Here is a 19524-nt window from a genome sequence, read left to right as displayed (position 1 = left end):
GCTTTTTATTTTATAGGTCCGTTGTTTAAAACAAGAGTATCTCCCTCACAAAGAGTCGTCTCACCGTTTGGAATAATAAAATCATCCCCTCTTATAATAAGCATTACAAGTGCGTCAAGTTCCCCTGAAAGTTCTGAAAGTGTGCTGCCTTTTGAGAGTAATTTCTTGGTTAAAACAAGCTCTGTCATATTGTAATATTCTTCAAAGTCGATAGACTTTGCGGCAAGAACTATTGTATCACCGCAGCAAAGTAGAGTTTGTCCGTTCGGAACTATATCTTCTCCCTCTCGCTTTATTAAAACCATTAATGTATCAGGCGGCAGATTTATATCACTGATACTTTTACCGCACCAGTTTTGATTTTCACCGACGGTAAGCTGAATAAATTCTATAGGTATCTCATCTCCACTGTAATCCGAGAAGGTTTTCATTACATCATAGCCTTCATCAATCATATCAATTTTCTTAGATATAAAAGGAAGCAGGCTTCCCTGTACCAGTATTGAAAATAATACTATAAAAAATACATTATTGAATATATCATAATTTGCATTGGTATTTAATAATGCCGTAATTGCAAAAACTATTGAAGAAGCTCCTCTAAATCCCGACCATGAAACAAGAAATATCTGATTCCACTCCGCCTTAAAAGGTTTCATAATTATTGTAATAACAAGCGGTCTGACAACAAATGTTATAAAACATGCCAGAGCAAATCCTGTACCCGCAACTAATAAAAGTCTTGACGGATATACTAAAAGTCCAAGAAGGAAAAATATCAGTATTTGCATAATACCTGTTATACCGTCAAAGAACGGAACCAAATCTTTCTTTCCTCTGATATCTGAATTTCCAAGTATAATACCTGTGATATATACACTCAAATATCCGTTTCCGCCTACCACATTAGGAAGTGAATATGAAAGCAGTGCAACGGCAATTACAAACACCATATTAAATCCCGGCGTGTTTATAATGAATCTGTTTATCAAATATTTAAAAATAAAAGCAATTAAAACACCTGTCAACGCTCCCACAAAAAGCTGTAAAAACAGCATACCAAAAACACTTCCGACCGTTATACTTCCCGATATCATAGTCACTACAATCATCGTAAGCATATATGCGAAAGGATCATTACTTCCGCTCTCCACTTCCAAAATAGATGCGGTATTATATTTCAGATTCAAATGTCTGTCTCGTAATATTGAGAATACACTTGCCGCATCTGTTGAAGAAATTACCGCACCTGTAAGTACCGAGTTTATCCATGAAAATTTCAGGACAAAGTAAGCAAACACAGCCACAAACATTGAAGTAAGCACTACTCCGACACTTGACAGGAGCCCTGCCTTTAAAAGTACGGGCTTTGCCTCCTTGATACTTGTACCGAAACCTCCGTAAAACATTATAAAGATAAGTGCAAATGAACATATGGTTTCCGCCTGTTTGAAATCATCAAATCTGATTTTAAATATGCCTTCAGATCCGAATACCATTCCCAGCAAAATAAATGCTAAAAGTACAGGCACACCTATTTTACTTGTTATAAGATTCAGTACTATACAAAGTAAAATAATAAATGATACAATCAACAAAATATGATTCATCATTATATTTCCTCTATCTCATTTGAAAAGCAGCTTTTTTTACTGTCGTCACATGCCGGACCCATAGGATAAACTTTTATTAAAAGTGCATTCTTTTCTCCGTTTAAAAACAGTTCTCTGACATATTGGTAATTTCCGTATTTTTTCCCCTTTACTATATCCCTCTTATGAGATTTTGAATAATAAGTCAAAAGTCCTGTGGCAAGTGTTTTCTCCCATGCGGATTCGTCCATATATGTATACATAAGTACAGTATGATCTATATAATCCTGTACTATCACCGGAAGCAGACCTTCACTGTTTAATTCTAAATCTTTCCACTCAAAATTTGTTTTTCCGTTATAAATTCTTGCATCTATTTGTTTCATTTATGTCTCCTTTATATCCAACTTTTTCAATCCTCTTTTAAGATTCCTTACTGAGATATAAGCTAAGGCTCTCTAAATAATGTACTATAATATCACCTTTTTTAGGTATCAAATATTCCTCATCAAGCTCTTCATATTTAAAACTTTTTTTACCGCCTTCATTCATCCTTTCAAAAAAAAGTTTCAAATCCTTTAGCGGCAAATATATTATCTTATCAAGTGATTTAAAAAATATAATAAGAAAAGCTATGCCTCCCTGCTTTTCAAACTCCTCCATGAACTTAAACTGGTGTTCATGTACATTTGCAAGTGAAAAGCTTGTACTTGCGCATTCTTTTGCATCAAAACATACAGGTATTCCCTGAACGACTCCTATATAATCAACTGTGGACTTTTTCTCAAAATATGCCAAAGTGATATGCCTTGAAGATTTGTCAATATCAATCGGTGTAATCGGTGTAGGAATCTTTTGAATAAGGGCAAGTCCGCTTTCTCTGTACTTTTCATTGGAGTAGTTGATATACTCTTCCAATGCCGAGCCCCTAAGACCTCTTGTTTTCCAAGTACCCATCTCCTATCACCTTTCTGAAATCATTATTATATGAGGCCTCAAAGCACTTTCCCTTTAAAGCTTTAAAAGTATCCGTATCTGAAATATCACTGTTCGGATATACAAGTCTGAATGAATGTAAAAGCTGAGACTTTATACCATACTCTCTTTTAAACTTTTCATTCACCGTTTTCTCTCCGTATTTAAAATCCCCTATTATAGGATGTGATATTGAAGACAAATGCGCTCTAATCTGATGAGTTTTTCCTGTTATAAGCTTTACTAAAAGTAGTGTGGTATCTTTAAAATAATCTACTACCTCGTACTCTGTCTGTATAAAATCCGCACCTTTAAAGGTTTTATCTTTGACAGTAACTTTATTGGTCTTTTCATCCTTATAAAGCCATGCATTAATCTCCCCCGTTTTTCCCACTCTGCCCTTTACCAAAGCCAGATAATATTTGCTGACAGCCTTTGTTTTTATCAATTCGTTATTTACTCTTAAGCCTTCCAAAGTCTTTCCGCAAACCATAAGTCCTGAAGTATTTCTGTCAAGTCTGTTGCATATTGAAGGCTTGAATGTATTTAACGCCTTGGAATCAAATTCAAGGTAATCAAGCAAAAGATCGTTTACCGATATATCGTTTTCACTTGATTTCTGTGATAAAAGGCCTGCAGGTTTATTTATTATAACAGTATTTTCATCCTCATATACTATATATGATTTAAAAGTTTCTGTACTTTTTTTATTAGCTGTCGGCTTTTCCTCTAAGTCTTTTATATTTCCCGCTTTTTTCCCTGATAACTTTTCAAAACTTTCATCGGAAAACCAAAGCTTGATACTTGCCCCCTGCTCAAGTCTTTCCTTTCCGTCAGCTTTTTTATCATTTAAAGTAATATTCTTTTTTCTAAGCATCTTGAAAATAAATCCTGTATTTGCATTTACAAATATTTTTTCCAGAACCCTGTCAAGCCTTTGTCCGCTTTCATTTTTTCCTACAATTATTTCAATCATTATACTGAAAGGCTTTTAAAGATAGCCCTTATCTCATCTAAATTTTTGTCATCCGCATCTTTACTTTGAACAAACTTTTTCATTTCATTAAAGCTGTCACAAATCTTCACACTTACTTTGATACCGCCTATTTTCATTCTTTCTTTGATAAATTCCTCGGTTTTTGATTTATCCGCCTTGTTGGAGAGAATACCGAAGATTCTTTCTTCATCGATATATATTATATCAAGAGGCATTACCTGCTCCTTCATGGTAAGGATTATATCAAATAAAAAATGCTTATCATCAAGATATTCCTTTATCTTTTCATATTCAAATGATTTATACTTAAACACCACTAGAAAAGGTGACAGAAGGTTTGCCATAGGAAGTACCATAAGTATGGATGAAACAAGCAGTATCCTTGAAATATCGGCATTTTTTGTAATCTTTGAAGATATAAAAAGCAAAAGTATAATAAAAACAAAAAACCCTATAATTAATCCGTTTTTTATTTTAAAGTATTTTCTGTACCCGTACTCGCCTTTTTTCTTTGTCATAGCAATTCCCTGTAGTCATTTATATAATAATTCGCCAGTTCCTTTTTTCTTTCTCTAACCTCTTTTGAGAAATCATCCTCTATTGCACATACCTTCATTCCTGCAGCTTTTCCTGCAATAACACCTGCTACCACATCTTCAAATACAAGACATTTTTCAGGTCTGACTCCAAGAAGTTCTGCCGTTCTTAAATAAACATCAGGTGCAGGCTTACCTTTTTTTACCTCATCCGATGTAGTAATGACCTCAAAATAATCTTTCATATTTAAAGAATTAAGTACCGCATCCACCATATTTTTGTTATTGCTGGTTGCAATTCCCATTTTGATTCCTCTTGACTTTAAATGTTTCAAAAAGCATGTGCATCCCGGCTTTTCTTTCACTTCATACTTATATTTATCCAGCGCCATATCTTCCCAGTCCTGACAGATTTTTTCCACACTGTCTTTTATACCGAACTTCTTTTGAAAATAAACCGCTGTTTCATGAAAGCTTATTCCGTCTATTTCATTTTTTAAATTGTCATCGTATTCAAATCCGAATCTTTCCAAATACTCGGCATCGATATCAGGCCACATCCACATGGAATCTACCAAAGTACCGTCCAGATCGAAAATACATGCATCTATATCTTTTATCATAAACTACCCAAATCCGTATTCTCATCTATAAGCTCGGGATGTTCCTTACTGTAAGCTGTTATAACCTTATTCACTTTGCTTATCACTTCACTTCCCAAACTCATGTAAAGTTTTTTATCTCCTACTATATAAAATTCCTTCTTCGCTCTTGTAGCCGCAACATTCATCATATTGGCCTCGCTTACCGCCCAGCTTGCGGCACCCTTACTGTTTGTATCAGCTCCAAGCACCATAAATACTATCGGAGCTTCCTTACCCTGGAAGGTATGGATGGTTCCGATATTTGTGACTTTTCCGTTTTCTCTTCTTGTAAAGCCTATTTCATCAAGCTTTCTTGCCAGTCTGTAAGCAACATTTTTAAATGGTGATATTATATAAATAGTGTCACTCTCATTTTTATCCAATATCTTAGGGTTTGACTTTGCCATACTCTGTATCTTTTTTAGAAGAAATTCACCCTGTTCTTCAACATACTTATCTACCGCCTTACCTTTTATATCATACCATCCGGTTTTTCCATAGCCCTCATTACCCTGTACCATAAGGTTTTGATAAGATATCTCATTTGATATGGTAAACATAGGATATTTACAGCGCCTGTGTACCCAAAGCGGAATACCTATCCATGAATCCTCTTCTTCTTCACCCTTTGTGTAAAAACCGTATTGACTTGCGGCATCCACCAAAGTCTGTACGGAAGCAGACTCGGACAAATACTTTTCACTTACATTATAGCTTTTTGAAAGTAATGCAAGCAGACCGCCGTCCAAAGTGAGTACAGGCTTTATCTGGAAAGGATCTCCCACTACCATAATATTCTTGCTTCTAAATATTGCACCCACTGCTGCCTGTGGGAGAGCCTGTCCTGCTTCATCCACAAAGGTATGACCCAGAACATTCTCGTCAATATTTTTTAACATCCTTGAAAAGCTGGCAAAAGTGGAGCTGATAACAGGAACGGTAAGGTTTATCCAATTCCAAGAGATATTAATCAATCTCTTATTTTCCATATATTTACTTTGGTTTCTCCATATGCTTACAGCGGCCTTAATATTTTTTCTGTTTTCATATAAAAACTGCTTTCTTACACCTAGAGCCGATACAAATAGCTTAGACTGCTCCACTCTGTAGTTTTCATCAAACCATGGATTTGAGAGCTGAAGATTTTCATAATCACTGTCAAAGTCAAGTCCCTTAGATATACTTGTATTATCAACACCAAATTCACTTATTATCTGAGTATATTTTTCTTTTCTGTTATTTATGTTCTGCTTCCATGCTTCATACTGAGTATTCTCATTATCTGCCGCATTCTTTTGAGTATCTATAGATTTTTTCAGCTCGTTTATTTTATTTTGAAGCTCATTTTCAAGCTTTCTGTAGGTCTCATCCTCATCAAATAAAGCCTGAAGTTTATTTTGCAAAATATTTATTTCATTTGTAAAGTTCTTGTTTTTATCAGAGTTAAAAAGCGATGAGAAAAATCCCGGTTTTTGACTTCGCTTTGCTTCAAAAAGCATTTTTTGATTTGCAATACTTCCTGAAAGTTCTTCTCTTTTTCTTTTAGTACTGTTTAGTGAACTTGAAGCTTCATCAAGGCTTACTTTTTTTTCATTTACAGACTCTTTAGCTTTCTCTCTTAATACGGCAATCTTTTTTCTTCTCTCTTCATCCTCATTTAATAAAGTATTCTCTATTTTATTAAGCTCGGACTTTGCATTATAATAAGCGTCAAACTTATTTTGTAAGCTTTTTGCATCATTTCTAAGCCCAAGTACTTTTTTGTATTGAACTTTAAATTTATTATAAATTTTATCATCGGACTCATACTCATTTTCAAGACAATTTACTATACATTCTATCCTGTTAAGTATATTGGTCATATTATCGGACTTACCGCCCTCAAGGGAAAAAGAGCCCCAGAATTTTTCTTCACCGGTATCCTCAAGTATCAGTTCTTTTTTACTCTTTCCGTCTTCCTTGACCCAATTTTCTTTTACATTCTTGTTTGCAATCTCTTTAAAATAGTCTATAGCCTCAAGCTCAGGTAAAATATTTTCATCAATACCATCTTTCAGCGGCAATTCATTTACAATATTTTGAACCGCACCGTTATTTGAGCTTGCAACAACTATATTGTTTTTGGCAATACGCTCAGGGAGCTCGCCTATGGAAGCTTTATCAAAATATCTTGTCAGCTCACTTCCCTTTACATACTTTTCAGACAGTCCGCATATATCAAACGCCTGCTCTACGATAAGCTGTGCAAATATATCTTTTAAAAGTGTAGTCTTCCCTGTACCCGGAGGTCCGTTTACACTCCTCATTTGATTATTATCATACCCTATAGTCAAATTTACAGCCACCTGCTGCATAAAAGAAAGCGCAAATTTTGTATTACTTGGAAATCTTCCGAGAGGATAATTTTCAGGACTTAAAATCTTTTCAAACTCTGTCTTATTAAACCAAGAAGAATCTTTTTTGCTGTCCAAATTTATCCTTCCGGCTGTTTTGCCATAAAGATAATCATTAAGGTTTTTATTGTCTATTCTCTTAGCCTTTGTCAAATCGTCCACGAAGAAGGAATGAAGATTTGTGGCGTCGGTTTCAATATTATTTAAAAGCTGTACTCGACAATTCTTTAGCTCAATTCCATATTTATTTAAAACAGTTTCAACAGCCTTATCAAATTTCTCAGGATTATCTTCACAGTTTTCAAATCTTTGTTTCAGCTCATCTTTTAAATCCTCTTCAAACTTATGAAACTCAGACTCTGTAGGCACCTGCCTGTAATATCTCATATATGCGCTTGCACTGAAAAATAAATTGTCGTCAATATAGCGCAAGCCCTTGTCAAAACACAATGCCATACTGAATTTATCACCGTAATTTATATCTCCCTCCGGCTTTGCTATTCCATATGTTTTCCTAAGAAAATCAACCACCTCTGTAAAAGCAAATATATCAAGATAGATTACAAAACCTGAATTCTTATATCTTCTGATATTTGATTTTTCAACTAATGAGTTAAAATAATCATAGTATTTTTTGTCGGTCAAGTCATCAAGTCTAAGATTCTTTTTGTCTTTCAGACTTATATCTCCCTCAGAGAGATGTTCAACCATAATCCATGCATCTAAAATATTATTTTTCATCCCTTCAGCATCTCCATCTCAATCTCTGTTATTTTTCTGCTTTCCCCTTTGTTTAGTTTCAAATCGTCAAGTCTGAGTCCTCCAAAGGCAACTCTTTTTAAATAAGTCACCTCCCCTCCTAAAGCTTTTACCATTCTCTTTACCTGGTGAAATTTACCCTCATGTATTGTAAGCAATATTTCATTATCAGATATAATTTCAAGCTTTGCTGTTTTAGATACTTCACCTTCTCCTATGTCCAGCCCGTTTTTTGTCATCTCTACAGCATTTTCATTAAGTTTGCCTTCAAATACCGCATAATATGTCTTATCCACATGTGATGAAGGTGAAACAAGTCTGTGATTTAAACTGCCGTCATTTGTAAGTATTAAAATACCTTCAGTATCCAAATCCAGTCTTCCTACAGGTACAACATTTTTTCTTTTTGAATCTATAAGCTCCATAACGGTTTTATGTACATTATCTTTAGTTGCACATACATATCCTGCAGGCTTATAGAGGATAAATGTTTCAAACTCCTCTACCTCCACCTCTTTGCCTTCAAAGTATAATTTATCTTTTTCACTGTTCAGTTTTTCCTCAGGCTTTTTTACTATATTGTCATTTATCCTTATCTTACCGGCTTTTACATATTTTTTTATTTCCTGACGGCTTCCAAAACCGAGCTCTGAAAGGATTTTATCAACTCTGACAATCATTACATCCATCTCCAACCTTGATAATACTTATTTTTACAGCTCTTTTTATTCTGCTTTACAAATCCGAGAGAAAATCCGTCTACACATACAAGTCTGATTCCCATGTATTCGTCATCCGCTTCTATGGTTTCACCCTTTAAATACTTTATTACTCTTTCGTCAGTGGCACTTAAGTTTAAAGGATTTTCCCATTCATCAAACTTTATATTCATCGCCAATGCCTGAAAAGGCTCAAATCTGTTCTTTTTTATCTCACCAAGCAGTAATCCGGTTCTTATATAGTGTAAGCTCTTATCTATCAAAGCATCCTTTGGAAGATAGTATGCATAATCCTTATTTATAAAGATCCTCTCATAATCCCAGTCCCTTTTTATTTTCCCGAGAAACTCAAGTAACTCTTCCGGAAGCTTAGGTGATTTTCTTTTCTTTTTATCTTTTGTTTTATTTTTATCTTTTTCAAGAGCTCTCTCATCCTTTTTCAGCCTCGCTACAAAATGTCCTTCTCCCTTTATCTTATGTGGGAAAAGTCTTATAGTACCCGGTAAAATTTTAGACTCTTCAAATCCGAAATCCGGCTTTATTTTATCTATCTTAAAGTCAGGATGATTTTCTAAAAATTCAGATAAGCTTCCCTCATCTTCTACTTTAGAATATGTACATGTGGAATATACCAAAGTTCCACCCGGCCTTAACATCTTTGCCGCCTCATTCAGTATACTCACCTGTAATCCTGTAAAAAACTCCGGACCTCTTCCAAGATATGCCCTAAAAACAGCACTGTCACGCCTGAACATACCCTCACCCGAACATGGTGCATCCACTATTATCTTGTCGAAATACTCGATATATACCTTTGAAAGATTCTTAGGATCTTCATTTGTTATCAAAACATTGTCAATTCCACTTACCTCAATATTCTTTTGAAGCGCTTTTACTCTGGAAGCCGAAAAATCATTTGATACCAATAATCCTTCACCTTGAAGATATGATGCGGCCTGTGTAGACTTTCCTCCCGGAGCGGCACAAAGATCAAGCACCTTATCACCTGGTTTTATACCTGCCACCATTGCAGGTGTCATAGCTGAAGGTTCCTGTATATAATAAAGCCCTGCAAAATAATACGGATTTTTAGATATGCTCTTTATTTTTTCAATATTACTTAAAGAAGGTGTTGTTAATACCCCCCTTTCTTCTTCAAAGTAAAATCCCTCTTTGACCCATGGAATCTCTTTAAAATCTCTGTCAAGAATTTCTTTGAGTTTTTCCGGCTCAAGTTTCAGTAAATTTGTTCTGATACCTACATAGGGTTTCTCATCCAAAGATTTGATATATGCATCATAATCTTCTTCTAAAAGCTCCTTCATGGCATCTACATAGGACCTCGGTAAATCCTTTTCCTGTATCATATATACCTCAATCTAAATCAATCTTATTACGCAAAAAAGGGCTTGTTGCAAGCAACAGCCCCATAATTATTCCTGTGTATTCTGATCTGCCGGAACAATACTGGTTGCAAGTTCCTGTCTGTTCTTATCGATCTCTCCTGTATAAAATTGCAATGAACTCAAATATTGATTGAATCTGTTCTGACTCTCTACCATTGTCCCGGAGATTATTCCCTGAAGACTTTGAAGCAACTCATCGGTATAAGATATAGCCGCCTGTCTGACACTGTTGGCCTCATTTCTTGCGTCATATACAATATTGTTGGCTTCCATTCTTGCATATTCCAATATTTTATCGGATTCCGCATATGCAGTCTGCATAATTTGATTTTCATTTACAAGTTGTGACTTTAACTTGTTTGCCTCATTCATTATAGCATCCGACTCTTTTCTTGCACTCAGAACAATTGCATCAGCCTTTCTCTTTGCCTCATCCCTTATTGAATTTCTTTGAATATTTGCATCAAGTATAAGCTTCTCAGCCCTGTTTTTTGCATCTGTTAAAATGCTGTCCTTATTGCTTATAACTTTTTGTGACTGTGTGACCTCCTCAGGTATCTCCTGTCTCAACTCGTTCAATAATGCTATAAATTCTTCTTTATTTACCTTTATTATTGAATTGGACAGTGCAACGGTTTTACACCTCTCCACAAACTCTTCTATCTCAGTTATCACCTGTTCAATTCTACTCATGATCTCTCCTCAAACCTTTTTCAATCAGTCTTTTCGTTACCTTTTCTCTGATATGATCTCTTACAAAATGACTGATATCTCCATTATATACCGCAATTTCCTTAACAATACTTGAACTCAAATATGAGTATTTCAAGCTTGAACTAAGAAAAACCGTTTCCAGATTCGGTGCAATTATTTTATTTGTCTGAGCCAATTGTAATTCATATTCAAAATCTGTTATTACTCTGAGTCCTCTAACCAATATATTACAATTTTGCTCATGTGCAAAATCCACCAACAATCCTGCAAATTCTAAAACTTCCACATTTGTCAAATGTCCCACTACACTTTTTATCATGTCCACTCTTTCAACAGGTGTAAAAAGAGGATCTTTGGTGTTATTGATAAGTACTCCTACAATAAGCTTGTCAAACATCTTTGATGCTCTTTCAATAATATCAATATGTCCGTTAGTAATAGGATCAAAACTTCCCGGATAAATAGCTTTAGCCATAGTCACCCTCGCTTATGCATAAAAATATGTTTATTAGACTTATACTCTTTGACCTTATCTATATACCAATCCTTTGATAAATGTGTGGTATCAGTCTTAAATTCTTCTTCAATTATAACCAATGTATGCTCATCAATCAATGTGGAATTTATTAAAATATCTAAACATTTATCCTCAAATCCCTTTTGATATGGCGGATCGATAAAAACAATATCAAATTTCTTTCCATGTGTTTTTATCTTTTCTAAATTTGCTTCAAAGCTTCCCTTCAGTATGGTTGCTTTATCTATCAGCTTTGTGTGCTCAAGATTTTCTCTTATGCACCTTATAGCCTCTCTGTCTATATCACAAAAATATGCTTCCTTTGCGCCCCTACTTAATGCCTCAATACCTATCCCTCCACTTCCAGCAAATAAGTCAAGGAAGGTGGCGTTATAGAGTTCATTTGAAATCATATTAAATAATGTTTCTTTTATCTTATCTGTAGTAGGCCTTGTGGAAGTACCCTTAGGAGTTTTTAAAATAAGACTTCTTGCAGTTCCGGAAATCACTCTCATCTGTTACTGTCCTATTTCAACTGCGGATTTGATTTCTCCTGCCTGTGTAGTGTCACCTATCGGCTCTACAGTCGCCTCTGTCGCACTGCTCTCACTTGAAGATGAAGACTCTGTAGGTTCAGGTGTTACGGCAGTAGGTGCCAAATTGTAGCAAAGTACAGGAAAACCTGTGTCAACATAATCGTATAATTGCTTTGCTATTGCAGGCGGAAGGTTTACGCAACCGTGTGAACCTGAAGTCCTGTATATTTGACCTCCGAAAGCGGATCTCCATGGTGCATCATGAAAACCTATACCTCCGTTAAAAGGCATCCAGTAATCAACCGGAGTTGAATATCCTTCACCCTTTAAAGTTGCATTTCTGGTCTTATAAGTAAGAGGGAATGCACCGGGAGGTGTAGTCCAGCTCTTTGCAACATTACCCGATACAAAATCACTCTCAAGTACCTTTGAACCGTTCTTTATCACAAACATATGCTGAGTGGTAAGATTTACTTCAACATATGAATTACCGTAATCATTCTCACCATGTGAAGCCGCTTTTCTTGAGAATTCCGGTTCTCTCTTTGTGGTCTCACCTGCCTCAATAAGAGATTTTATAGTTGCTTTTTCCTTTTCGGTATCAACTTTCCATCCATATGAGCCTCCTGATATTGTTACGGTAGGACCGTAAGATGTCTTCAATGTTTTCGGCTTACCTATAGTGTTATAAGCATTTGAAATTGTCTTTACAAATGATTCAACACCCTCATCCGATATATTTACAGATCCGTCACTGTTTACAGTTAACCATTTATGTATAGTATCACCGTTCAAAACATTCAGCTTATCATATGAGATTCTGGCAGATATATACTTATTCAAATTTGTAAGTGCAAGATTAAGTGTAGGATCGTCCGATCTTTTTGCAGGCTTTTCATACAAGTCATTTTCTTCATAATCAAGATTTATATCATTGTTTAAAACAATGAGCTGACTCTTTATATACTCTTTTGCCTTCTTTACATCAAGTGTATTTCCCTCGACTTCAGGTATAATGGAGTATCCCGAACCCTGAACAAAATCTGAAATTTTCGCATCTACAGGTGCAACAAATTTGGACTCGTCAAACGCTCTAAGCTTTGAAACTGTATCCTCAAACTTGTTATCATCCACAGTAAATGAGGATTTTATTTTCAAGTTCTTTTCACCGCTCATATTTGCGATCCATGCCATACTGTTTTGCTGATGTAATAAATCCTCAAGTGAAGAGTCCTCAACAAAGGCAAGACCAACATCACTGCCCTTTATTATCTCATCATTATTATCTCTTGATCTTATTTTACTCTCAAAATTATCTATCTGCTTAGACATAACCTGTCTGACTTCATCAACAGTTTTCTCTGAAGCATCTATACCGTTTATTATTGTATGTGGGAAAAATTTTGTTCTGTAGGTGTTTGCTTTTACAGTATAGCACCCCACTACAAATACAATTCCAAGCACCGCCACACCAAGTGCAAACTTATTTCCCTTCTTCTCTTTTTTACCTCTTTTTCTTGGTTCTTTTTTATTCTCAGCCATACTACTCCTATTAAAGTGCTAACTTTTTATAATGTAAATCCATGTAGTTATTTATTCTTTCTTCAAGCTTTTTACTTTCTTCTTCCCCTATATTCTCGCTTTGCACCATATCTACAGCATTTTTTGCCATTTCAAATATATCATTATCATTGTATATATCCGCAATTCCAAAATCAAGTTCTCCGCTTTGTGCAAGACCGAAAAGCTCTCCCGGGCCCCTTAAAACAAGATCCCTTGATGCAATATAAAATCCGTCATTAGAATTTCCTATAATTTCCAGTCTCTTTTTTGCAATATTTGAATTTGAAGTTCTGACAAATATGGCATATGATTGCAATTCGCTTCTTCCGACTCTGCCTCGAAGCTGATGTAGTGTCGCAAGTCCGAACCTTTCAGCATTTTCAATCATAATAACTGTTGCATTAGGCACATCCACACCGACTTCGATTACAGTTGTAGAAACTAAAATATCTATCTCTTTATTTATATACCGAGACATTATATCATCTTTTTCTTTCTGTTGCAGTCTCCCATGTAATACTTCTATCTTACAATTTTGTGAAAATTTATCTTCTATTTTCTTACTGTACTCTATTACATTCTCCGCCTCGATGTTCTCACTCTCTTCAACCATAGGGCATATTATATAAGCCTGATGTCCTTTACCTATTTCAAGTGATATATGCCTGTAAGCTTTTTCCCTGTCATTTTCCGTTATAACAGCGTTCTTTATGGGCAACCTTCCCACAGGTTTTGTTTCTATGGTTGAAATATCCAGATCTCCGTAAAGTATAATTGCAAGAGTTCTCGGTATCGGTGTAGCCGACATTACAAGTACATGAACATCCTCTCCCTTATCTGAAAGAGTTGTTCTCTGCCTTACCCCGAAGCGATGCTGCTCATCGGTCACTACCAGTCCAAGATTTTTAAATTTTACATCTTCCACAAGCAGAGCATGTGTACCGACTACAATATCTATCTCACCGGCTTCCATCTTTTCATAGACTGCCAAATGTTCTTTTTTAGTCATAGAACCTGTGAGAATACCGATCTTAGGCGGATTCTTTAATTTCCCCAAGGTCTCTGACATGGATTTAAAATGCTGTTTTGCCAAAACCTCAGTAGGCACCATAACAACACCTTGAAATCCGGATTTTACAGCCATATATAGGCATATCAAAGCTACTACCGTCTTTCCCGAGCCTACATCTCCCTGTATCAATCTATTTGTAACCACACCGCTTGACATATCGTTTAAAATCTCCTCTATCACATTATTTTGTGAATCGGTAAGCTTAAACGGCAGTGTGGACTTTATTTCTTCCAAATACTTAATTTCTTTTGATACTATATTTTTTGACTTCACTCTTAGCCTTTTATTTTTCAAAAGTTTCATTCCATATAAGAATCTAAAGAAATCATCAAATGCCAGCCTTTTTTTAGATTCAAAAAGACTTGACTTACTTATAGGATCATGAATATTTCTTATTGCTTTATTTCTGTCTTTCAAGGAAAACTCTTTACGTATGCTCTCAGGTAAGTATTCTTCAAAATCCTTATCATCTGTATATTCAAAAGCTGATTTTATCAGCTTCTCCATTGCATTATTATTTATACCTGCCGTAAGCGCGTATACAGGCTTAAAACTACCTATCTTCTTTTCATATTCATCTATGGTATAAACTGTAGGATGCTCAAGCGTATTCTTGCTTCTTCTTGAGAATTTTCCTACAAAAATATAGCTCTCCCCCTGCTTTAGAGTTGCTCTCAAGTATGATGAGTTGTACCATATCACATCTATTAAATCTATATAGTCTGTAATCTTTGTTGCCGCAATTTTTCTGTTCGGACCGGTAAGCGATATGTTTTTTGTGATTGTAGCCTTTATAACTACTTCTTCATCCTTGTTTACTTCGGAAATTTTTGTAGGAGCTTTGTATTCCAAATATCTTATCGGATAATGTTTTAAAAGATCTTTGACAGTCTTTATATCAAGCTTTTCCAAATATTCTGCTGTTTTTGCTCCTACACCCTTTATATTTTTTACAGATAAATCTATCAAGCCGACCTCCCTACAAAGTTTTAACTAGGTCGCCAAATCATATATTTGACAGACCTAGTTATTAAAAATCTTATTCTACAGATATGAAATAGTAGTAAACAGGCTGTCCTCCAAAATGTAATTCAAACTCTACATTCTCGTATTTGCCAACCAATCCATCACATAACTTGGTAGCATCCTCTTCACTTACCTCTTCACCATAGTAAAGGCATACCAATTCACTTGAATCATCAATCATATTGGCAAGTGCCTTATCTACAGCTGAATCAATACTCTTATCTACTCCTATTATGCCATTGTCTCCCAATGCCATAACATCATTTTCATGTATTTCAACATCGTCGATAGTGGTATTTCTTACCGCATAGGTTATCTGAGCCGACTTCACATTTGAAATCTCTTCGGTAGCATTTTCAATGTTTTCCTCAGCGCTTCTGTCCTCTGAAAGACTTACCATCGCCGTTATTCCCTGAGGAATAGTCTTTGTAGGTATTACTACAACCTTCTTGTCTTCCACTATTTTAGCCGCCTGCTCAGCCGCCAAGATAATGTTTTTATTATTCGGTAATATATATATAGTTTCAGCGTTCAAATTCTCTACGGCATTCAAGATATCCTCAGTACTTGGATTCATAGTCTGACCGCCTTCAACCACTACATCAACCCCTATTTCTTTAAAAATTGATGTAAGGCCGCTTCCTGCACTTACGCTTATAACTCCCATTTTCTTTTTCTGCTTTTGAGATTCAAGGATTTTATCAACACCCTTGATAACTCTCTCTCTATGCTCTTCACGCATATTGTCGATTTTCAGATTGGTAAGCTCTCCAAAAGTCAATCCTCTTTGAATAGCAAGTCCCGGATCATTTGTATGTACATGAATCTTAACCACCTCATCATCAGCTACACATACAAGTGAATCACCTATTGAAGTAAGGAATGCTTTAAACTCCTCTTCATCCTTATCTGTAAATTCCTTATTTAAATTTACAATGAACTCTGTACAATATCCGAACTTTATATCTGAAGTATCAATATCCTCTCTGGCTGCACCGTTTGTACCACCATCAAACTTTGTTGAAAGTACCACATCGCCAAGCTCTATAACATTTCCCTTAAGACCTTCAAGTATACCGTGAAGTATAACCATAAGTCCCTGACCGCCTGAATCTACCACTCCGGCTTTCTTAAGCACAGGCAACATCTCAGGTGTTTTCTTTAAAGTCTCATCACCATATGCCAATACAGCTTCCAAAAATGCGATAATATCATCATATTCATCATGTATTTCAAGGGCCCTTTCTCCCATTGCTCTTGCAACGGTAAGTATTGTACCCTCTTTCGGCTTCATTACAGCCTTATATGCGGTCTCACTTGCCTTATCAAATGCAAGTGCAATTTCAAACACATCTACAACAGGTGATTCCTTTAATATCTTGGCTGCACCTCTAAAAAGCTGTGAAAGTATAACGCCCGAGTTTCCTCTGGCACCACGCAGTGATCCCTGCGCTATTGCCTTACACATAGATGCAATGTCATCGCCTTCTTCAGCCGCCAATGTCTTTGCCGCCGACATTATTGTCATTGTCATATTTGTACCGGTATCTCCGTCAGGAACCGGGAACACATTCAGTTCATTTATCCATTCTTTTTTTGCTTCTAAGCTTTTTGCTCCTGTTATAAAAGCACTCTTTAGTGATTGTGCATCAATCTGCTCTAGACTCACAAAAACTCCTCCTTAGTCTATTATTCGTACACCTTCTACGAATATATTTATTTTCTTTACTTTCATTCCGGTAAACTTCTCTGCCTTATACTGGATAGTCTCTATTAGATTTTGAGTTATAGCACTTATGCTAAGTCCATACGCAACTATGATATGGAAATCCAAAATCAACTTATTATCCTCTATTTTTACACTGATGCCCTTTGTGAGATTTTCTCTCTTCAAAAGTCTTGATATACCGTCTGTTACAGAAACTGCCGCCATACCAACTATACCGAAGCATTCAACCGCCTGTATTCCTACATAGAATGCTATAACATCCGGATTTATGCTTATCTGACCAAGATTTGTATTGATTTGACCTTTGTTCATATAACCCTCCAATCATTTTATCGTCAAAAGACTTTATACTGTGGTCTTACCACTTAACTATGAAAGAGTAAATACTTTTCGTAGTTTTATAGATATTTTTAATATCTCCTAAATCTGCTATTGAGGTACATAACATATCTAAGATACTTAATCATAACATTTTTTTATAATAAAGACAATGCAAGCTTTTATTTTGCCAAATCGATTATAATAAAATCGGTATAAATTTTTATTCCACGATATGATTTTTGTAGTACAATAGAAATATCATTTTTTAGAAGGTTTTTTATGGAGTATAAATTTAGCAAAAATAAAGATATTTTATTTTTAGGCATCAGAGACGGTATTCCGATTGCTCTCGGATACTTTGCCGTATCATTTTCACTTGGTATAATGGCTACAAAATCAGGACTGTCACCTTTTCAAGGACTTGTTGCAAGTTTTCTAAACAATGCCTCTGCAGGAGAATATGCAGGCTTTTCAATGATTGCCATATCCTCAACTTATATAGAAATTGCTGTTATTACTCTTATAGCAAATGCCAGATATCTTTTAATGAGTATTGCCATGAGCCAGAGAATAAGAAAGGATACACCTCTGCACCATATATTTATAATCGCACATATGCTGACAGATGAGGTTTTTGCAGTATCCATTGCAAGACCCGGAGATATAAATCCTTACTATACTTTCGGTGTAATGCTTGTCGCATCACCGGCATGGTCATTCGGTACATTCTTCGGTGCTATAGCCGGAAATATTTTGCCTGTGAGGTTGGTTTCAGCTTTCAGTGTGGCACTTTACGGAATGTTTATTGCAATAATAGTTCCTGCCGCAAAAGCTGATATGAAAATACTTGCTTTGGTCACTGTCAGTTTTTCACTCAGCTATATATTCTCCTTTAAGTTTTTCCATATATCCGATGGAATAAAGACAATACTTTTGACTGTTATAATATCTGCTCTCGGAGCGATATTCTTTCCTTTAAAGAACGGAGTAGCCGATGAATAAATGGATATATATTTTTATAATGTTTGCAGTTACCTATATGATAAGGGTTCTTCCTCTTACAATTATAAGAAAAAAAATTAAAAACACCTTTATCAGATCATTTTTATACTATGTTCCCTATGTCACTCTCTCAGTAATGACCTTTCCGGCAATACTAAATGCTACAATGTCAAAGACAGCCGCACTTATAAGCTTTATTGCAGGGATAATTGCGGCCCTGTTTGGCGCAAATCTTTTTAAGGTTGCACTTCTATGCTGTAGCCTTGTACTTATTATTGAATATTTTATTGTATAAAAATGGGGCCGACTTTTGTCGCCCCATATCTTTATCCTCTAAATCTATACCCTACACCCCAAATAGTTTCTATAAATTGCGGTTTGGAACTGTCCTGTTCTATTTTTTCTCTGATATTTTTGATATGTACGGTAACTGTTGAAATATCACCCATTGACTCAAGCCCCCATACTTCTTTAAACAAATCTTCTTTTGAATATACCTTGTTCGGATGCTTTGCAAGAAAGTAGAGTATATCAAACTCCTTGGCAGTCAATGTTTTTTCATCTCCATAGCCCCAAACTCTTCTGGAACCTGCATCTATCTTCAAATCTCTGATTTCTACAATGTCCTTATTTGCTGTTAAAACACCTGCCAACCTGTCATATCTGTTAATATGTGCCTTTACCCTTGCTACAAGTTCACTTGGTGAAAAAGGCTTGGTCATATAATCATCCGCTCCCAGTCCAAGTCCTCTTATCTTGTCAATATCATTCTTTTTTGCACTAACCATGATAATAGGTATCTCTTTTACAGCTCTTATCTGCTTACATATCTCATATCCGTCAACTCCGGGCAGCATCAAATCCAGTAATACCAACTCATAGTCTTCATTTAACGCTCTTCCAAGTCCTTCTTTACCGTCAGTTGAAATATCGACCTCAAAGCCGGATATTTCCAAATAATCCCTTTCCAGCTCAGCTATACTTACTTCATCCTCTATTATAAGAACTTTGCCCATTTTATAT

At 35.6% G+C, this 19524-nt stretch carries 19 protein-coding genes; 2 read left to right on the top strand and 17 right to left on the bottom strand.

Translation table 11 applies throughout. The features are described from left to right. Positions 1-5: 5 nt before the first annotated feature. The 16 genes from EHV10_RS09795 to EHV10_RS09720 all read right to left on the bottom strand — a co-directional run bounded on the left by EHV10_RS09795 (position 6) and on the right by EHV10_RS09720 (position 17490). Positions 6-1610, bottom strand: a complete 1605-nt coding sequence (locus EHV10_RS09795) for a potassium/proton antiporter (RefSeq protein ID WP_128674495.1) — start codon at positions 1608-1610, stop codon at positions 6-8. Between the two features lie 2 nt (positions 1611-1612). Next, entirely contained in the window at positions 1613-1978 is a 366-nt protein-coding gene (locus EHV10_RS09790; RefSeq protein WP_128674494.1) for a phosphoribosyl-AMP cyclohydrolase, read from the bottom strand. 37 nt (positions 1979-2015) lie between these two features. After that, on the bottom strand, positions 2016-2549 hold the full coding sequence (locus EHV10_RS09785; RefSeq protein ID WP_128674493.1) for a Holliday junction resolvase RecU: 534 nt from the start codon (positions 2547-2549) through the stop codon (positions 2016-2018). Continuing rightward, the gene (locus EHV10_RS09780; protein ID WP_128674492.1) at positions 2521-3543 is read right to left on the bottom strand and encodes an RluA family pseudouridine synthase; all 1023 of its coding nucleotides are present in this window, start codon (positions 3541-3543) and stop codon (positions 2521-2523) included. Before EHV10_RS09780 ends, EHV10_RS09785 begins: the two co-directional genes overlap by 29 nt. Next, positions 3543-4082 carry a hypothetical protein gene (locus EHV10_RS09775; RefSeq protein ID WP_128674491.1) on the bottom strand — a complete coding sequence of 180 codons (540 nt, stop codon included), beginning with the start codon at positions 4080-4082 and terminating at the stop codon, positions 3543-3545. The genes EHV10_RS09780 and EHV10_RS09775 overlap by 1 nt, the downstream gene beginning before the upstream one ends. After that, positions 4079-4723 carry an HAD family hydrolase gene (locus EHV10_RS09770; protein WP_128674490.1) on the bottom strand — a complete coding sequence of 215 codons (645 nt, stop codon included), beginning with the start codon at positions 4721-4723 and terminating at the stop codon, positions 4079-4081. The genes EHV10_RS09775 and EHV10_RS09770 overlap by 4 nt, the downstream gene beginning before the upstream one ends. After that, positions 4720-7878, bottom strand: coding sequence for an AAA domain-containing protein (locus EHV10_RS09765; RefSeq protein ID WP_128674489.1), 3159 nt, complete (start codon positions 7876-7878; stop codon positions 4720-4722). Before EHV10_RS09765 ends, EHV10_RS09770 begins: the two co-directional genes overlap by 4 nt. Further along, positions 7875-8576 carry a pseudouridine synthase gene (locus EHV10_RS09760; protein ID WP_128674488.1) on the bottom strand — a complete coding sequence of 234 codons (702 nt, stop codon included), beginning with the start codon at positions 8574-8576 and terminating at the stop codon, positions 7875-7877. Before EHV10_RS09760 ends, EHV10_RS09765 begins: the two co-directional genes overlap by 4 nt. Continuing rightward, positions 8576-9982: an RsmB/NOP family class I SAM-dependent RNA methyltransferase gene (locus EHV10_RS09755; protein ID WP_128674487.1), complete on the bottom strand. Its 1407-nt coding sequence runs from the start codon at positions 9980-9982 to the stop codon at positions 8576-8578. The genes EHV10_RS09760 and EHV10_RS09755 overlap by 1 nt, the downstream gene beginning before the upstream one ends. Positions 9983-10048: 66 nt before the next feature. Beyond that, on the bottom strand, positions 10049-10714 hold the full coding sequence (locus tag EHV10_RS09750; RefSeq protein ID WP_128674486.1) for a hypothetical protein: 666 nt from the start codon (positions 10712-10714) through the stop codon (positions 10049-10051). Then, complete coding sequence (gene coaD, locus EHV10_RS09745; protein WP_128674485.1) at positions 10707-11210, bottom strand: pantetheine-phosphate adenylyltransferase; 504 nt, start codon at positions 11208-11210, stop codon at positions 10707-10709. Before coaD ends, EHV10_RS09750 begins: the two co-directional genes overlap by 8 nt. 2 nt (positions 11211-11212) lie before the next feature. Further along, positions 11213-11767, bottom strand: coding sequence for a 16S rRNA (guanine(966)-N(2))-methyltransferase RsmD (gene rsmD / locus EHV10_RS09740; protein WP_128674484.1), 555 nt, complete (start codon positions 11765-11767; stop codon positions 11213-11215). A gap of 3 nt (positions 11768-11770) precedes the next feature. Next, the gene (locus EHV10_RS09735; RefSeq protein WP_128674483.1) at positions 11771-13330 is read right to left on the bottom strand and encodes a L,D-transpeptidase family protein; all 1560 of its coding nucleotides are present in this window, start codon (positions 13328-13330) and stop codon (positions 11771-11773) included. A gap of 10 nt (positions 13331-13340) precedes the next feature. Further along, positions 13341-15392, bottom strand: coding sequence for an ATP-dependent DNA helicase RecG (gene recG, locus EHV10_RS09730; protein ID WP_128674482.1), 2052 nt, complete (start codon positions 15390-15392; stop codon positions 13341-13343). A 70-nt stretch (positions 15393-15462) separates the two neighbouring features. Further along, entirely contained in the window at positions 15463-17118 is a 1656-nt protein-coding gene (locus EHV10_RS09725) for a DAK2 domain-containing protein (RefSeq protein WP_128674481.1), read from the bottom strand. Positions 17119-17130: 12 nt separating this feature from the next. Further along, positions 17131-17490 carry an Asp23/Gls24 family envelope stress response protein gene (locus EHV10_RS09720; protein WP_128674480.1) on the bottom strand — a complete coding sequence of 120 codons (360 nt, stop codon included), beginning with the start codon at positions 17488-17490 and terminating at the stop codon, positions 17131-17133. A gap of 288 nt (positions 17491-17778) precedes the next feature. On the opposite strand from EHV10_RS09720, the gene EHV10_RS09715 reads away from it, so the two are divergent. Together EHV10_RS09715 and EHV10_RS09710 are read left to right on the top strand one after the other, a co-directional pair. Further along, positions 17779-18501: an AzlC family ABC transporter permease gene (locus tag EHV10_RS09715; protein WP_128674479.1), complete on the top strand. Its 723-nt coding sequence runs from the start codon at positions 17779-17781 to the stop codon at positions 18499-18501. Continuing rightward, positions 18494-18796 (top strand): AzlD domain-containing protein, encoded by a 303-nt coding sequence (locus tag EHV10_RS09710; protein ID WP_128674478.1) that lies wholly within the window; start codon positions 18494-18496, stop codon positions 18794-18796. The genes EHV10_RS09715 and EHV10_RS09710 overlap by 8 nt, the downstream gene beginning before the upstream one ends. 31 nt (positions 18797-18827) lie before the next feature. Here EHV10_RS09710 and EHV10_RS09705 read toward each other — a convergent pair whose 3' ends face one another. Then, positions 18828-19517 carry a response regulator transcription factor gene (locus EHV10_RS09705; RefSeq protein ID WP_128674477.1) on the bottom strand — a complete coding sequence of 230 codons (690 nt, stop codon included), beginning with the start codon at positions 19515-19517 and terminating at the stop codon, positions 18828-18830. Positions 19518-19524 lie beyond the last annotated feature (7 nt).

The organism is Lachnoanaerobaculum gingivalis (assembly GCF_003862475.1).
In the GTDB taxonomy this organism is placed as follows: domain Bacteria; phylum Bacillota; class Clostridia; order Lachnospirales; family Lachnospiraceae; genus Lachnoanaerobaculum; species Lachnoanaerobaculum gingivalis.
Note: the sequence above shows the minus strand (reverse complement) of the source record. Positions and strands in the feature narration are given on the sequence as shown.

What these genes read in the sequence shown, in the direction of transcription:
- EHV10_RS09795 (WP_128674495.1), bottom strand. Translation starts at nt 1,610, where the DNA reads ATGAATCATATTTTGTTGATTGTATCATTTATTATTTTACTTTGTATA.
- EHV10_RS09790 (WP_128674494.1), bottom strand. Translation starts at nt 1,978, where the DNA reads ATGAAACAAATAGATGCAAGAATTTATAACGGAAAAACAAATTTTGAG.
- EHV10_RS09785 (WP_128674493.1), bottom strand. Translation starts at nt 2,549, where the DNA reads ATGGGTACTTGGAAAACAAGAGGTCTTAGGGGCTCGGCATTGGAAGAG.
- EHV10_RS09780 (WP_128674492.1), bottom strand. Translation starts at nt 3,543, where the DNA reads ATGATTGAAATAATTGTAGGAAAAAATGAAAGCGGACAAAGGCTTGAC.
- EHV10_RS09775 (WP_128674491.1), bottom strand. Translation starts at nt 4,082, where the DNA reads ATGACAAAGAAAAAAGGCGAGTACGGGTACAGAAAATACTTTAAAATA.
- EHV10_RS09770 (WP_128674490.1), bottom strand. Translation starts at nt 4,723, where the DNA reads ATGATAAAAGATATAGATGCATGTATTTTCGATCTGGACGGTACTTTG.
- EHV10_RS09765 (WP_128674489.1), bottom strand. Translation starts at nt 7,878, where the DNA reads ATGAAAAATAATATTTTAGATGCATGGATTATGGTTGAACATCTCTCT.
- EHV10_RS09760 (WP_128674488.1), bottom strand. Translation starts at nt 8,576, where the DNA reads ATGATTGTCAGAGTTGATAAAATCCTTTCAGAGCTCGGTTTTGGAAGC.
- EHV10_RS09755 (WP_128674487.1), bottom strand. Translation starts at nt 9,982, where the DNA reads ATGATACAGGAAAAGGATTTACCGAGGTCCTATGTAGATGCCATGAAG.
- EHV10_RS09750 (WP_128674486.1), bottom strand. Translation starts at nt 10,714, where the DNA reads ATGAGTAGAATTGAACAGGTGATAACTGAGATAGAAGAGTTTGTGGAG.
- coaD (WP_128674485.1), bottom strand. Translation starts at nt 11,210, where the DNA reads ATGGCTAAAGCTATTTATCCGGGAAGTTTTGATCCTATTACTAACGGA.
- rsmD (WP_128674484.1), bottom strand. Translation starts at nt 11,767, where the DNA reads ATGAGAGTGATTTCCGGAACTGCAAGAAGTCTTATTTTAAAAACTCCT.
- EHV10_RS09735 (WP_128674483.1), bottom strand. Translation starts at nt 13,330, where the DNA reads ATGGCTGAGAATAAAAAAGAACCAAGAAAAAGAGGTAAAAAAGAGAAG.
- EHV10_RS09720 (WP_128674480.1), bottom strand. Translation starts at nt 17,490, where the DNA reads ATGAACAAAGGTCAAATCAATACAAATCTTGGTCAGATAAGCATAAAT.
- EHV10_RS09715 (WP_128674479.1), top strand. Translation starts at nt 17,779, where the DNA reads ATGGAGTATAAATTTAGCAAAAATAAAGATATTTTATTTTTAGGCATC.
- EHV10_RS09710 (WP_128674478.1), top strand. Translation starts at nt 18,494, where the DNA reads ATGAATAAATGGATATATATTTTTATAATGTTTGCAGTTACCTATATG.
- EHV10_RS09705 (WP_128674477.1), bottom strand. Translation starts at nt 19,517, where the DNA reads ATGGGCAAAGTTCTTATAATAGAGGATGAAGTAAGTATAGCTGAGCTG.